This is a genomic window from Sulfitobacter sp. TCYB15, assembly GCF_040435955.1.
Classification (GTDB): Bacteria; Pseudomonadota; Alphaproteobacteria; order Rhodobacterales; family Rhodobacteraceae; genus Sulfitobacter; species Sulfitobacter pontiacus.
Window position 1 is genome coordinate 2510519 of the sequence record NZ_CP159193.1, and the last position, 14437, is coordinate 2524955.

16 protein-coding genes and 1 tRNA gene are annotated in these 14437 nt (G+C 62.4%); 4 read left to right on the forward strand and 13 right to left on the reverse strand.

Annotated features, from left to right (window positions below; all coding sequences use genetic code 11):
• Positions 1–51: 51 nt before the first annotated feature.
• The 5 genes from ABM428_RS12000 to ABM428_RS12020 form a co-directional block, all read right to left on the reverse strand.
• Positions 52–546: a hypothetical protein gene (locus ABM428_RS12000; RefSeq protein ID WP_005849249.1), complete on the reverse strand. Its 495-nt coding sequence runs from the start codon at positions 544–546 to the stop codon at positions 52–54.
• Positions 547–659: 113 nt separating this feature from the next.
• Positions 660–1169 (reverse strand): periplasmic heavy metal sensor, encoded by a 510-nt coding sequence (locus ABM428_RS12005; protein WP_132997395.1) that lies wholly within the window; start codon positions 1167–1169, stop codon positions 660–662.
• Between the two features lie 3 nt (positions 1170–1172).
• Complete coding sequence (locus ABM428_RS12010; protein WP_235183798.1) at positions 1173–1535, reverse strand: hypothetical protein; 363 nt, start codon at positions 1533–1535, stop codon at positions 1173–1175.
• Complete coding sequence (locus ABM428_RS12015) at positions 1522–2124, reverse strand: RNA polymerase sigma factor (RefSeq protein ID WP_373276847.1); 603 nt, start codon at positions 2122–2124, stop codon at positions 1522–1524. The genes ABM428_RS12010 and ABM428_RS12015 overlap by 14 nt, the downstream gene beginning before the upstream one ends.
• A gap of 55 nt (positions 2125–2179) precedes the next feature.
• Positions 2180–2827 (reverse strand): EF-hand domain-containing protein, encoded by a 648-nt coding sequence (locus ABM428_RS12020; RefSeq protein ID WP_037944628.1) that lies wholly within the window; start codon positions 2825–2827, stop codon positions 2180–2182.
• 213 nt (positions 2828–3040) lie between these two features.
• Between ABM428_RS12020 and ABM428_RS12025 the strand changes: the two genes are divergently transcribed.
• Both ABM428_RS12025 and ABM428_RS12030 read left to right on the forward strand, forming a co-directional pair.
• A complete protein-coding gene (locus tag ABM428_RS12025) occupies positions 3041–3445 on the forward strand; it encodes a DUF983 domain-containing protein (RefSeq protein WP_132997396.1) in 405 nt (134 codons plus the stop codon).
• Positions 3446–3493: 48 nt separating this feature from the next.
• On the forward strand, positions 3494–4189 hold the full coding sequence (locus ABM428_RS12030; RefSeq protein WP_009825059.1) for an NUDIX hydrolase: 696 nt from the start codon (positions 3494–3496) through the stop codon (positions 4187–4189).
• Here ABM428_RS12030 and ABM428_RS12035 read toward each other — a convergent pair.
• Genes ABM428_RS12035 through ABM428_RS12055 form a run of 5 tightly spaced genes read right to left on the reverse strand, consistent with a single transcriptional unit; the run spans position 4186 to position 9076 of the window.
• Positions 4186–5103 carry a DMT family transporter gene (locus ABM428_RS12035; RefSeq protein ID WP_353627968.1) on the reverse strand — a complete coding sequence of 306 codons (918 nt, stop codon included), beginning with the start codon at positions 5101–5103 and terminating at the stop codon, positions 4186–4188. The genes ABM428_RS12030 and ABM428_RS12035 overlap by 4 nt on opposite strands.
• A gap of 15 nt (positions 5104–5118) precedes the next feature.
• A complete protein-coding gene (locus ABM428_RS12040) occupies positions 5119–6594 on the reverse strand; it encodes a carnitine 3-dehydrogenase (RefSeq protein ID WP_353627969.1) in 1476 nt (491 codons plus the stop codon).
• A complete protein-coding gene (locus ABM428_RS12045) occupies positions 6591–7088 on the reverse strand; it encodes a lipocalin family protein (RefSeq protein WP_353627970.1) in 498 nt (165 codons plus the stop codon). The genes ABM428_RS12040 and ABM428_RS12045 overlap by 4 nt, the downstream gene beginning before the upstream one ends.
• Positions 7085–7993, reverse strand: a complete 909-nt coding sequence (locus tag ABM428_RS12050) for a 3-keto-5-aminohexanoate cleavage protein (RefSeq protein WP_114865376.1) — start codon at positions 7991–7993, stop codon at positions 7085–7087. The genes ABM428_RS12045 and ABM428_RS12050 overlap by 4 nt, the downstream gene beginning before the upstream one ends.
• 42 nt (positions 7994–8035) lie before the next feature.
• Positions 8036–9076 (reverse strand): aldo/keto reductase, encoded by a 1041-nt coding sequence (locus tag ABM428_RS12055; RefSeq protein WP_132997401.1) that lies wholly within the window; start codon positions 9074–9076, stop codon positions 8036–8038.
• A gap of 166 nt (positions 9077–9242) precedes the next feature.
• On the opposite strand from ABM428_RS12055, the gene ABM428_RS12060 reads away from it, so the two are divergent.
• A complete protein-coding gene (locus ABM428_RS12060) occupies positions 9243–10472 on the forward strand; it encodes an MFS transporter (RefSeq protein ID WP_005849273.1) in 1230 nt (409 codons plus the stop codon).
• Between the two features lie 55 nt (positions 10473–10527).
• Positions 10528–12240, forward strand: a complete 1713-nt coding sequence (gene metG / locus ABM428_RS12065) for a methionine--tRNA ligase (RefSeq protein ID WP_132997402.1) — start codon at positions 10528–10530, stop codon at positions 12238–12240.
• Positions 12241–12340: 100 nt separating this feature from the next.
• On the opposite strand, the gene ABM428_RS12070 is transcribed toward metG, so the two are convergent.
• The 3 genes from ABM428_RS12070 to ABM428_RS12080 form a co-directional block, all read right to left on the reverse strand.
• Positions 12341–13576 (reverse strand): GAF domain-containing sensor histidine kinase, encoded by a 1236-nt coding sequence (locus tag ABM428_RS12070; RefSeq protein ID WP_353627971.1) that lies wholly within the window; start codon positions 13574–13576, stop codon positions 12341–12343.
• A gap of 117 nt (positions 13577–13693) precedes the next feature.
• Positions 13694–13780 (reverse strand) — tRNA-Leu (locus tag ABM428_RS12075).
• 97 nt (positions 13781–13877) lie between these two features.
• A complete protein-coding gene (locus tag ABM428_RS12080) occupies positions 13878–14333 on the reverse strand; it encodes an Lrp/AsnC family transcriptional regulator (protein ID WP_005849280.1) in 456 nt (151 codons plus the stop codon).
• Between the last annotated feature and the right edge of the window lie 104 nt (positions 14334–14437).

A 14437-nucleotide genomic window follows, 5' to 3' on the forward strand; every position in this document is an offset into this window, starting at 1 on the left:
GATCACGATAAACAGAAAAGGCCCGCGGCGATCTGCCTGCGGGCCTTTTGCTTAGGATCGTTCTGCCATCATGGCAGAGATGATCTCGGACATGAACTTGGTCTGACTGCCGGGGGTCATGCCGCCGACACCGATGCGCCGGCCAATCCGCCACCACAGGCCCGGGCGCCAGATGCGGTCACCGCCTGTACCCGGCTTGGTGCGCAGTAGAAAACCGTTAGACGGCTTGAACGCAAAAACGCCGCGATCCAGCCCGATGATGTCTTCGACCCGTGCAATCACCGTACCGTCGCTGTCGCGTAATTCGGTGGCGGTCAGCTCGATCGCGCCCGCGGTTGCGCGGCGCATCTTGTCAGCCATCCAAAGCGCCAGCCCCCCCATTGCCAGCAAGAACACCTGCCAGCCCAGACCGGGCGACGAGGTGAACGCGACGTAGATCAGGAACAGCCCCAATATCCCAAGCGCCGTCAGCCCGATGGCCCGCCGCCCAGAGGAGGCACGCGTGGTGGCAAGAACTTCGTTTGGATCGTTGAATTCAGGGAGCATGGGGCGCGACTTTCGTTAAGGTCGCTTTGCCTACCGCGCCGGGCGCGCATTTGGCAAGCCCGCGCCGCGCAATCCCGCACGGCAGGCCCTGACCGCTTGGGCCAGTTGCCAGCCTATTGACCGGCTTTCGGAGGCTTTGCGCCGTCGCGTTTGCCCTTTTTGCCGCGCTTGAGCATTTCCTCGACACGGTCGGCATAGGCTGCACGCTCGGTCGCCGACATCTCGGCCAACTCGGCCAGCCACGCGTTTTGAACGGTCTGCTGAACGGTCAGCGTGGCGTCGCGTTGCAGGTCTAGCACACGGCGGGCCTCTGCGGGGTCGAAGGGCTCCGCGCGGATGGCGGTCAGCGCCTCTTGATACAATGCGCGGCGTGCGGCACGGCTGACGGATTTATCCTCGCGCCCCTTGCGCGCATCGGCAAAGACGGCGCGGCGGCGTTCTTCGGGCAGCGCCATGACGTAGGGCGTGCCATAGTCGCGCATGTGCCGCATCGCGCCACCATGCGGCCCGTCAAAGCGATAGACCGCCCCCGCAATCAGCCCCAGCACCAGAAGATTCACCCCCAGCGACAGCCCCAAGGCCCACCGCAGTGTCTTCGTGCTTTTGAATGCAAAGCCTGCCATTTTCTATCCCTCGTCCAAGTCCCAGCCGAACGCCGTCAGATCTGACGTATAGGTGTCCAGCGATGTCGCATCGGCGACGATGTAATCGTCGCCGCCGGTGATGATCTGCGTCGCGACATCCGGCAAGCCGCTTGGCGGGGCGACCCCGATCCAGAACCCGACAGCCGTTGCCGTGATCAGCCCGCCCAAGGCAGGTGCGCCGCCGATGGCGCGCCAGAACCCACGCCAGCCCCCTATCGCAGGGGCGGGCTGTGCCGCCAGCGCATCGGCGATCAACCGGTCCATCATGCCCGCAGGCATCTGCGGCGGGGTCGCCCGCGCCTGTTCGAAATGCGCCTCTAGCGTATCTGTTTCACGTTTTGTCATCATCGTATCCCAAGGCGTCACGTCTTGCGCCCAAAAGTTTCGCCAAAGCCCTTTTGCCCCGTGCGGTCAGGCTTTCAACCGCTTCGACCCCGACATCCAGAATGGTGGCGATCTCGGGGTTCGCCAACCCGTCTATGTGGCGCAGCACCACCGCCTGCCGCTGCCGCTCGGGCAATCTGTCCAGCGCCGCTTGCAAGGCATCCTCGCGCGCCGTGCGCTGCAGCCGAGCCTCGGCGCTCTCCGCCGGATCGGTGGGTTCCGCGATGTCCTCAAGCGGGACACCACGGCCGCGTTTGCGCAGGCGGTCGGTGCACAGGTTGGCGGTCACACGGTACAGCCAGGTGGTCACCTTCGCTTCGCCATCGCGCCAGTCCGGAGCGATCTTCCACAGGCGCATCAGCGCGTCTTGCGTCACGTCTTCAGCCTCGGCCGCGTTGCCCAGAATGCGGAAGGCGTGACCAAAGATGCGCGGTGTCAATTGGAGCGTCAACAGCCGTGCCGCCGCCGCATCCCCCTGCACATAGCGGTGCAGCAAGGCGCGTTCGGGGTCATCCACCCCGTCGGCATCCGTCGTATCGTGCATATCCATCAAACCGGAGGTAGCCTTTGCGGGCGCGCCGTTCAAGCGCGCCCGCATGCTTGCCTTATTCCGTTGCAGCCGCGTCGCCGTCATCGGACTTGTCGTGCTTCATGTGTTTGCCGGGTTTGCCGTGCCCGTCCTTGCCGTCATGACCACCGCGTTTGCCGTGATGCTTGCCACCCATACGGGCTTTAGCGAACTCTTCCGCGCTCAGCGATCCGTTCTTGTCGGTGTCCAGCTTCTCGATCATCTGCTCGGGGCTGTGACGCCCGGCCATTTCTTCCATCGACAGCTTGCCGTCTTCATTGGCATCCATGCGTTTCATCATCTTGTCGTGGCGCTTGGCCATCCGGTCGCCTTTGCCTTTGCCCATGGCTTCAAGCTCGGTCGCGGAAAGCGATCCGTTGCCGTCGGTGTCCAGCTTCTCCAGCATGCGCTGGCTGCGCTCGGCGTGGCGTGCCTTGGCTGCGGCGGCCAGTTCATCCTGTGTCAGGAAGCCGTCTCCATCCGCGTCAGCAGTAGCGAAACGTGCCGCGGCATGGGCTTTCATTTCTTCGGCAGTGACTTCACCGTTCATATCGGTGTCCAACTGGACAAAGTGGCTTTGCTTGCCGCCCTCTGCCTTATCCGCATTCTGCGCGACCAGTGTCGTGCCGCCCAATGCGATCAACCCGCTCAAGAGTGCGATCTGAAGATTTGCTCGTTTTGTCATCTGTTTCTTCCTTAGGTGATCTATCTAACGCCCGCCGTTTTCAGCGTGGCGATACCGGTTCAAACGACAGCCACCCGTCATTCCGTCGCAAAAAATGTGAAAAAGTTTTGGGCACCCCCGCGCGGGCTTTGCGACATGGCGACGCAACTGCCCCGAGATCCCTTTATTTCGCGGCGTTTTGGCCGCATGTAGGATGGGAACAAGGAAGCCCAGATGACTGACCAGACCGTAAATATGCCTCACGTAGACACAGATGAACGCAGCATGAGGAAATCCCTGCTGCGCGGCTGGCGGCGTAAATGCCCCAACTGCGGGGCCGGTCCGATGCTGAAAAGCTATCTGAAGGTCAATGATACCTGCACCGTCTGCGGCCAAGAACTGTTCCACCACCGCGCCGATGATGGTCCGGCCTATCTGACGATCCTGCTTGTCGGGCACCTGCTGGCCCCGGGGCTGCACATCGCCTTTGTGGTCTGGCGACCCGAGCCGCTGACGTTGTTTACAATCTTTTCGGTTGGCTGCGTCGGATTGTCCCTCTACCTTCTGCCCAGACTGAAAGGAGCCATGATCGGCTTCCAATGGGCAAAGCGCATGGGCGGGTTCGGCAGCACCAGCTGACCGGCACCCCAAAAGCCCCGCTAGAACAACAGGATATGGGGCAAGGCGATGACCATCGACAAAAGTAAAATCCGCAACGCAGCCACGGTGATCGTGATCCGCGACCGGCATACCGCGCCGCGGATCCTGATGGGGCAACGTGGCGCGACAGCGGCCTTCATGCCCAATAAATTCGTCTTTCCGGGCGGCGCGGTCGATCTGGGCGATGCGCAGGTGCCGCTGGCCAGCATGGTCGATGAAACCTGCCAGAACCGTCTGGCCGAAGACGCCGATGGCAGCCTTGCACATGCCCTGGTGGTAGCCGCGATCCGCGAGCTTTGGGAAGAGACCGGCCTGATCCTTGGCCAGAAAGGCGCATGGGAGGGCACGCCCCCTGCCGATTGGCTGACCTTTGCACAGCGCGGCTATCTCCCCCACGCGGCCCCGCTGCAATTCGTTTTCCGCGCGCTGACGCCTCCTGGCCGTCCGCGCCGCTTTGACGCGCGTTTCTTTCTGGTCGATGCCGAGGATATCGCCACCGATCTCGACAATTTCGACGACGCCTGTGACGAGCTTTCGCATCTGCAATGGGTGGCCCTGTCGGACGCGCGCAAATTCGACATGCCCTTCATCACCGAGGTGGTGCTGGCCGAAGTCGAGGCCCGCGCGCGGCAGCTTGACCCGCCCGCCTCGGTTCCGTTCTTCAAGAATAACGACGAAGAAAGCCTGTTCCTGCGTTTGCGCGGGCGCCCGATGCCAAGCTAGGCGACCATCACCAGCATCAGGATCGACGCGATCAGCACCGCCATGCCTGCCGCCTCACGGGGGCTGATTTTCTCGCGGAAGAACAGGGTGGAGGCGGCGACGCTCAGGATCAGCTCTACCTGACCAAGGGCTTTGACATAGGCTGCGTTCTGCAAGGTGAAGGCGATGAACCAGCACAGCGATCCGCCCATCGAGGTCAGCCCGATCCAGAGCGCGACCCGGCGCGCGCGCCAGACATCGCGGATCTGCCCCGGTTCGCGCAACCGCAGATACACCGCCATGATCAACGATTGCATCGTCACCACCGCCGCGAGGGTCACGCCTGCGCGCAGCACCGGCAGATCGGTCTCCACCGCCAGCGACGCCCCGCGGTAGGACACGGCTGACACCGCGAAAAGCGCGCCTGACGCAATCCCCAGCCCCGCCGCGCGATTGCGCAGGTCGCGCAGGTGAAACCCCTTGGCCTCTGCCCCGCCGGACAGCAGCAACAACCCGATCACGCCAAGGGCAATCGCGGCGAAACCGGTGGCGCTGACGCCCTCGCCCAGAATGATCCAACCCACCAGCACCGTCAGGATGACTTCGGTCTTCTTGAAGGTGATGCCCACGGCAAAGTTGCGCTGTTTGAACAGTAGCACCACACAGACCGTCGCAAGGATCTGCGCCGTGCCTCCGACCACCCCATGCGCCCAGAACCCCGGCCCAAGCGGCGGCAGGGGGGTCGCGCTGAGCGCCAGATAAGCCGCGAGCCCCAGTAGAATGAAGGGCGCGGAATACAGAAACCGCGAGAATGTCGCCCCCGCCGCCGACAGGGTCGCGGTCGCGAGGTATTTTTGCAGCATGAACCGTCCGGTCTGAAAGACCGCCGCGGCCAGCGTCACGAGGATCCACAGATCCGGCAGCGTGTCAGCCATGGGCGCGGACCCCGATCACCGCGGCGCGCCCACAAAGCGGCCCACGCCCTCGGGCATCGGCAAGGCCGCATGGGCTTGGGCAAAGCGCGTCAACGCCGCCGCGATCTCCGGAGACGGATCAGAGGGTTTGCGGGTTTCAAGGCTGACATGCAGCAAAAAGTGTTCCCCCGTGGCGAGCAGCCGGTCGCCTTCGTACATCTCGTGCCACAGATGCATTTTCTTTCCCGCTCCCAGCAGCACACGGGTGCGTATGTCGATCACCGCGCCTGCATGCACTTCGTCCACGTGGCGGATATGGGTTTCAGCAGTGAAAAAGCTCCCGCCCGAGGCAATATACGCCGCGTCGCAGCCGATCAGCTCCATGAAACGGTCGGTCGCGTCGGCAAAGGCCTGAAGGTATTTCGCCTCGGTCATGTGGCCGTTGTAATCGGTCCAGTCCAGCGGCACGGCACGATGGACGGTGGGCACCGGCTGGAACGGATCGTCGATATCCGCCGCTCTCGCCTCAAGCACGGTGCCTGCGCGCAAGGCCGCCTCGTGCTGTTTCATCAACCGTCCTGCGCCCCAATCCTGCTGTTTCAACGCCCGCATCATCGCGACCAGATTATTGTCGCGGATGCGTTCAAGGTCGCGGATGCCATAGGCCCCCGACTGCGCGTCCGATTGCCCCGCGATCAGATCAACAAGGGTCTCGTCAAAATCGGGCACATCCATCAGCTTGGTCCAGGGCCATTTCAATGCCGGACCGAACTGCGACATGAAATGCTTCATCCCCGCTTCGCCACCGGCAACGCGATACGTCTCGAACAGGCCCATCTGCGCCCACCGGATGCCAAAGCCATAGCGGATGGCGTCGTCGATCTCTTCCGTGGTGGCGATGCCGTCCTTGACCAGCCAGAGCGACTCGCGCCAGACAGCTTCGAGCAAACGGTCTGCCACATGGGCGTCGATCTCTTTGCGCAGATGCAGCGGGTACATCCCAAGCCCCGTCAGCAGTTCCTTGGCGCGGTCTACCAGCGGGCCGTCCTGCCCCTCGGCCGGGACCAGCTCGACCAGCGGCATTAGGTAGACGGGGTTGAAGGGATGGGCGACCATGATCTGATCGGGGCGCGTACTGCCCGCGCGCAGTTCTGACGGTTTGAACCCCGATGTCGACGATCCGATCACCGCCTGTGCATCACAGGCGGCCTGGATTTCGGCGAGCGTGCTGTGTTTGACCTCAAGCCGTTCGGGCACGCTTTCCTGTATCCACACGGCCCCCTCCACCGCCTCGGCGATGCTGGTGCAAAACCGGAGCCCCCCTTCGGCGGGCAGGGCGACATCGGTCAGACCGGGCATGGAGCGGCGGGCGTTTGCCAGAACTTCGGCCACCTTGCGTTCGGCCTGCGGGTCGGGGTCGAACACCTGTACCTGCCAGCCATTCAGCGCAAAACGCGCGGCCCATCCGCCGCCGATCACACCACCGCCGATGATTGCTGCGATTTTGGTCATTGTCGTATCCTCAGCTGGTCCGTGTCATAGCCGTTAAAGTCCAATATCTCGCGCGCGGCCGCGATCCGGTCCGCGCCGCCGCTGGCGCTGCGGTCAAGGATCCAGCCAAAGTCGCCGGCGGGATTGCCGACCACCGCGGTGCGGAACCCTTCGTCGACCCAAAGCACCCAAAGCGTGCGCGTGCTGCCATCGGGGCGCGACAGCGCATAGCGCCCCTGCCCCTGCTGCTGCGCCAACCACAGCGTCCCCCCGTCGCCACAGCCGACCTGTGTGCACAACTGGAACGCGGGGCCCTGCGTCGTCTCGACCAAGGCCACCTGCGCCACGCCGTCGCCAAAGCTGTCGCGGACCAGCCACGGTCCTTTGAAGCGCGCCGCGTCATAGCGGCTGGTCGCGCCAATCAGCGCTTTGCTATCCCGCAGGCCCTGCGCGGTATCGAGGGCCTGAGCCCCGCATCCGGCCAGAAGCACCAGCGCTAGCAGCGCGCGCTTCATGCGGCGGCCCGTTTGGTCAGGCCAAGCTGTTCGCGCACCTGCGCCGGGCCGATGACCCGTGCGCCCATATTCTCTATGATCGTTCCGGCGCGTTCGACCAGCTGCCAGTTTTCCGCCAGAACGCCCTTGTCGAGCCAGAGGTTATCCTCGAGCCCCACGCGCACATTGCCCCCCGCCAAAACGCTGGCGGCGACATAGGCCATCTGGTGACGCCCCAGCCCGAAGGCGCTGAAGGTCCAATCGTCCGGCACGTTGTTCACCATCGCCATAAAGGTGTTCAGATCATCGGGGGCGCCCCAAGGCACGCCCATGCATAGCTGCACCAACGCAGGGCTATCCAGCACACCGTCCTTGACCAGCTGTTTGGCGTACCACAGATGGCCCGTATCGAAGGCCTCGATCTCGGGCTTCACGCCAAGCTCGGTCATCATCCGGCCCATGGCGGTCAGCATACCGGGGGTGTTGGTCATCACGTAATCGGCTTCGGCAAAGTTCATCGTGCCGCAATCAAGGGTGCAAATCTCGGGCAGGCATTCCTTGATATGCTGCACCCGTTCCGCCGCGCCGATCATATCGGTCCCGGCCACAGGGGGCAGTGGCTGCTCGGTCGAGCCAAAGACGATGTCGCCGCCCATCCCCGCTGTGAGGTTCAGGATCACGTCCACCTCTGCCTCGCGGATGCGCTGCGTCACCTCGCGGTACAGATCAAGCCGACGGCTCGGCGCGCCTGTTTCGGGGTCGCGTACGTGGCAATGGACCACCGCAGCCCCCGCCTTGGCCGCCGCAATCGCGCTGTCGGCGATCTGTGCGGGCGACCGTGGCACATGGGGGCTGCGGTCCTGACTGCCCCCCGACCCCGTGACCGCACAGGTGATAAATACGTCCTTGTTCATGGTGAGAGGCATCTAAATCTCCTTGGGTTCAGGGCCGGCGTGGCGTTTGAAGGGTCAGAACGGCATCGGATGCGCTTTATGCGCGGCATCCAGATCGGCCATCACCTCGTCATCCAGATGCAGGTCGATCCCGCCGAGGATCACCTCGAGCTGGTCAAGCGAGGTCGCGCCAAAGATCACCGAGGTCATGAAGGGCCGTTGGCGCGTGAAGGCCAAGGACATCTGCACCGGATCCAGCCCGTGTTTCTGCGCGATCTGCAGATAGGCGTCCACCGCATCGAACGCGCGGTCCGTCTTGCGCCCGCCCAGATCCCCGTTGATCGCCATGCGAGATCCTTCGGGCAGCGCGCCGTTCTGGTATTTGCCGGTCAGCAGCCCCGCCGCCAGCGGAGAATACGACAGCATCCCGATATCTTCGTTGTGGCATGTTTCGGCCACGTCGGTATCAGCGATGCGTGCCAGCAGCGAATATTCGTTCTGGACAGAAACGGCACGTGGGCCGCCCGTGCGTTCGGCGGCATTCACCCATTGGGTCAGCCCCCAAGCGCTTTCGTTGCTCAACCCGAAGGCACGGATGGTGCCGCGGGTCACCTCGTCTTCCAGCGCGCCAAGGCAGTCTTCCATATGCGCCATCGTCTCGGCACGGTTCTGCGACGAGGGGTCATATTCCCAGTTCTTGCGGAACATGTAGCTGCCGCGATTGGGCCAGTGGAACTGGTAGAGGTCCACATAATCGGTGTTGAGCCGCTTCAGCGATCCTTCAAGCGTGCTGCGGATCGTATCGGGCGAAATCCCCGCGCCGTCACGCACCGGAGCCCCCGCGCCTGAGTGCTTCGTCGCCAACACAAAGTCGTCGCGCCGTCCGGTCTTGGCGATCCACTGACCGATGATCTCTTCAGTGCGGCCAATGGTTTCCGCCTTGATCGGGTTAACCGGATACATCTCGGCGGTGTCGATAAAGTTGATCCCCGCATCAAGGGCGCGTTCAATCTGCGCATGGCCTTCCTCTGGGGTGTTTTGCGTGCCCCAAGTCATTGAGCCCAGACAGAAATCAGTCACTTCGATACCTGTGTGACCCAGCGTGTTCTTTTGCATTGGAATTCCTCGTTTAGATTTGCGCCTACCCTTTCTGTTCCGCCACGTCACCGCAAGCGCATTTTCCGGGCAGCCGTGCCGTGCAAAAGCCGAAGGGTAAAAATTTTCGCGTGACTGTCGCTTTGGCCATTGGTCTTGCCCGAAAATGGGCACAGAGTACCACGATATGCGCCTTCTCATTTCCTTCGCCGCCCTGTTTCTTTCCGTCATTCTGCTGCAACTGTCGTCAGGCGGTGTGGGGCCGTTGGACGTGTTGTCGGGCACGCAACTGGGGTTCACCAACCAGCAGATCGGTCTTTTGGGCTCGGCGCATTTCGTCGGCTTTTTTCTGGGCTGCTGGGGCGCGCCGCGCCTTTTGGGCACTGTCGGGCACAGCCGCGCCTTCGCCGCCTTTACCGCTGCGGGCGCGATTGGGCTGCTGTCGCATATGATGGTGCTGGATCCCTATGCCTGGGCTCTCATGCGGGTCGCGTCCGGGTTCTGCGTCGCCGGATGCTATACGGTGGTCGAAGCATGGTTGCAGGCCAAGGTCACGAACGAGACGCGGGGCCGCACCATGGGGGCCTACCGTGTGGTTGATACCAGCGGGTCATTGGCAGCGCAGATGATCATCGGCGTGCTCGCGCCTGCGTCCTACGTGTCCTACAACCTGTTGGCGATCCTGTGCTGTGCCGCGCTGATCCCGCTGGTGCTGACCCGCCTGCCCCAACCCGAAACCCCCGAAAAAGGGCGGCTGCGCCCCAAGCTCGCGATTGATCGATCCCCGCTGGCCGTCGCCGCCGTGGTTGTCGCGGCCCTGTCCAGCGCGTCCTTCCGGATGGTCGGGCCGATCTATGGGCAAGAGGTCGGGCTGACCGCCGGTCAGATCGCGTGGTTCCTGTCGGCTTTCGTGCTGGGGGGCGCGCTGGCGCAGTTCCCCGTGGGCTGGCTGGCCGATAAATTCGACCGCCGCTGGGTGCTGATCTGGCTGTCGGCTGCATCAATGCTTAGCTGTGCGGTCACCGTGATGTCGGCGGGCATGGGCACGCAGGCGATCTTCCTCGCCGCGACCTTCTTTGGCCTCACGACCTTTCCGATCTATTCCGTGGCGGCGTCCCACGCCCATGACTTTGCCAGCAGCTCGGAACGGGTAGAGCTTTCGGCGGCGCTGATGTTCTGGTTCGCGGTCGGGGCGATCTTTGCACCCTACATCGCCTCGGTGCTGATCGAAGGCTTTGGCCCCGCGGCGCTGTTTACCATGATCTCGGTCGGGCACGGGGTGCTGGTGCTTTTTGGGCTGACGCGGATGCGCGCCCGTCCTACGGCGACAAAACGCACCCCCTATGTCTATGCGCCGCGCACATCCTTTACCATTGGCCGACTGATGCGCCGCAGCCGCGAACGCGACGCCCCCTAGCCCTTGCCCCGCCGCTGCGCTAGAGACGTGCAAAAGCAGTTTCGGGGTCCAAGTCATGACGCGCCACCTTATCACCTCCGCCATTCCGTACATCAACGGGATCAAACATCTGGGCAACCTTGTGGGCAGCCAGCTGCCCGCCGATCTATACGCCCGCTATCAGCGCGGGCGCGGCCAGGAGGTATTGTTTCTCTGCGCGACGGATGAACATGGTACGCCCGCTGAACTGGCTGCTGCCAAAGCAGGTAAACCGGTGGCGGAATACTGCGCCGAGATGCACGAGGTTCAGGCCCGCATCGCGGAAGGGTTTGGCCTGTCCTTCGATCACTTTGGCCGATCCTCCAGTGCGCAGAACAAGGCGCTGACCCAACATTTTGCCGCAGCGCTTTATGAGCAGGGCCTGATCGAGGAAGTGGAACAGCGCCAGATCTACTCCGAGACTGACGGGCGGTTCCTGCCCGACCGCTATGTCGAAGGCACCTGCCCTAACTGCGGGTTCGAGGATGCCCGCGGCGACCAATGTGACAACTGCACCAAACAGCTAGACCCCGAAGACCTGATCAACCCGCGATCAACCGTTTCCGGTGCTACCGACCTCGAGATGCGCGCGACCAAGCATCTGTTCCTGCGTCAATCGCAGATGAAGGACAAGCTGGACGAATGGATCAACAGCAAGGCCGATTGGCCAGTGCTGACCACCTCTATTGCAAAGAAATGGCTGCATGACGGTGACGGTCTGCAGGACCGTGGTATCACGCGCGATCTGGACTGGGGTGTGCCTGTCAAACGCGGCGACGCCGATTGGCCGGGGATGGAGGGCAAGGTCTTTTATGTCTGGTTCGATGCCCCCATCGAATATATCGCCTGCGCGCAGGAATGGGTCGATGCGGGCAAGGGATCGGACTGGGAAAGCTGGTGGCGCACCGACAAAGGCGCCGAAGATGTGCGCTATACCCAGTTCATGGGCAAGGACAACGTCCCCTTCCACACGCTCAGCTTCCCTGCAACGATCATGGGTTCGCAAGAGCCGTGGAAGTTGGTCGATTACATCAAATCGTTCAACTATCTGAACTATGACGGCGGCCAGTTCTCGACCTCGCGCGGGCGTGGGGTATTCATGGATCAGGCGCTGGAAATCCTGCCGGCGGACTACTGGCGCTGGTGGCTGCTGTCCCATGCGCCCGAAACCTCGGATGCGGAGTTCACGTGGGAGAATTTCCAGTCCTCCGTGAACAAGGATCTGGCGGATGTCTTGGGCAACTTTATCAGCCGCATCACCAAATTCTGCCGCTCGAAATTCAGCGAAGACGTGCCAGCGGCGGGCGAATACGGGCCCGAAGAACACGCGCTGATCGCGGATCTGACTGAACGGGTAGCCCGCTATCAAACCGCGATGGAGGCGATGGAAGTCCGCAAATCCGCCGCCGAACTGCGGGCGATCTGGGCTGCGGGTAACGAATACCTGCAAGCACAGGCCCCTTGGACGACCTTCAAGACAGACCCCGACAAAGCCGCGGCTCAGGTGCGTTTGGCGCTGAACCTAATCCCGCTTTACGCGGTCTTGTCTGCACCATTCATCCCGACGGCCGCCGCCAGCATGCTTGACAGTATGAAGGTTGAAAACGCCGCATGGCCGGATGATGTGCCTGCCGCCTTGGCCCAACTGGCCCCCGGTCACACCTTCGAGGTGCCAGAGGTGCTGTTCGCGAAAATCACCGACGACCAGCGCGACGAATGGGCCGAAAAATTCGCAGGCGGGCGCAGCTGATCTGCCAAGGCTCCGCCGTCTGACCACTCCGAAAACGATCAAAGGCCTGCGCATCGCGCTGGCCTTTGATTTAGTCCCACCAGAGAACCCTGAACGGCGTTCAGGCCGCCAGCAACGGCACACGGAACGCAAATGTGGTAAGACCGTCATCGCAGGTCACGTCGATCTGACCGCCATGCGCCACCGCGATCGAGGATGCGATATGCAGGCCAAGCCCTAGCCCCTCGCCCTTGGTCTGGTCGCCACGTTGGTAGGGTTGGAACAGCTTTTGCTTCAGGCTTTCGGGGATCGGCGCGCCGCGGTTGGCAACGGAAATCACGGCCTCCGCCCCGCTGACGCGCCCGCGCACCGTGACCTCGCTGCCGTCATCGGCATAGCGCACGGCGTTCGATAACAGATTCGACACCGCCTGCGCCACGCGCGCGGCATCGCAGCTCACGGGGCGGTCAAAGTCCAGATCGACGGTGATCTTGTGATCGGGTGCTGCGGCGCGCACCTCTTCCACCACGTGGTTCAACGCATCCTCCAGCCCCGCGTCCGGCGTGGCCGAGATGCGGATACCGCCGCCCAACCGCGATTTAGCGTGCAGCATGATATTGTCGATAAGCTCGCTCATCCGGTGGATAGAGGTCCCCATCAGCGGCAGAATTTTCCGCGCCTTGTCTGACAGCGGCTCCTTGTCGAGCTGGCGCACACCCGCGTTCAGCGCGGCGACCGAATTGCGCAGGTCGTGGCCCAAGACGGCGACGAACTCCTCTTGCACCGCGCCCATCTGGCGTTCGTGCTCTACCAGTCGCTCCTGCGCCTCAAGCCGTTCTTCGGTTTCCAGACTGCGCCCGATGATATCGGCAAACATCTCGAGCATGGCAACAACGCGGGGATGTTTGACGTCGCGCGGTTCGGTATCGATGGCGCAGAGGGTGCCAAAGAACGACCCGTTGCTGCGGAAGATCGGGATGGAGGCATAGCTGACGATGCCGAATTGCGCGGCAATCGGATGATTACGATAGACATCATCCGTGGCGACATCGTTGAACATCACCTTCTCGGAGGTCTCGCGCACCGATTGGCAGAAGGTCTGGTCGATCCCGATCTCGTCGCCTTCGGACAAGCCAAAGTTCACCTCGTCCACCGTGCGACAGGCGACCCAGCGATCGGTCGTCACCCGCGCCACAGCAGCAAAGCGCATATCTGTCGCCAGCATTACCGTTTCCAGCAACGTCCCCACAGTTTCGCTTGCCGCGAGCATTTCGATATCTGACTGGAAATCATGCGCACCGGCCAGGTAGGCCTCATGATCCTGAATGATCGCGCGCATGTTCGTTTTGTCGTCCACCCGATATCCCCCATTTGTTTCGCATCCGCTACCATATGCACAGCCACGAGCAACGACAATGCCATGATAACCGGCCTGTCACGCTTTTCGGAGACTGGATTTAAGTGGAGGGATGAGTGGTGCGGGCGGTGGGACTCGAACCCACACGGGCACAAGGCCCAACAGATTTTAAGTCTGGTATGTCTACCATTCCATCACGCCCGCAGTGCCGCGCACAATAGCTAGGTTGCGGGCGGTGTAAATGGTCAGATGCAGGGCAGCCGGCATCAAAATCACGAATGGCCCCGCGCGCCTTCGCGGCTTACGCCATGTCCGCGAGCATGATTTCCTTGACCGCTTCCATCGCCACATAGGTAGAGGTGTTGGCGACATAGGGCAGCGTGGTCACCGTTTCGCCCAGAAAACGACGGTAGGCAGCCATGTCACGGGTGCGCACCTTAAGCAGGTAATCAAAGTTCCCTGCGATCATATGGGCCTGTTCAATTTCAGGCACACGGGACACGGCCTCGTTAAAGGCGCGCAGGGCGACCTCGCGGGTGTCTTCCAAACGGACCTCTACGAAAGCCACGTGATCCAGCCCCAGACGGATCGGGTCCAGCAGGGCGCGATAGCCCAGAATGACGCCGCTATCCTCAAGCCGTCTTAGCCGCGCTTGGGTGGGGGATTTGGACAGCCCGATCCGTTTGGCGAGGTCAGTGATGCTGATGCGCCCGTCTTCGGCCAGTACCGTCAGAATCGCCGCATCGAAGCGGTCCATTTTAAAGTCGTCGTTTGTCACGCAAGAGGCCCAATAATAAAGCGGTTTACCCACCAAACTGGCCGGAATCAGGAACTAATACTACTATTCCCGAGCTATTCTAG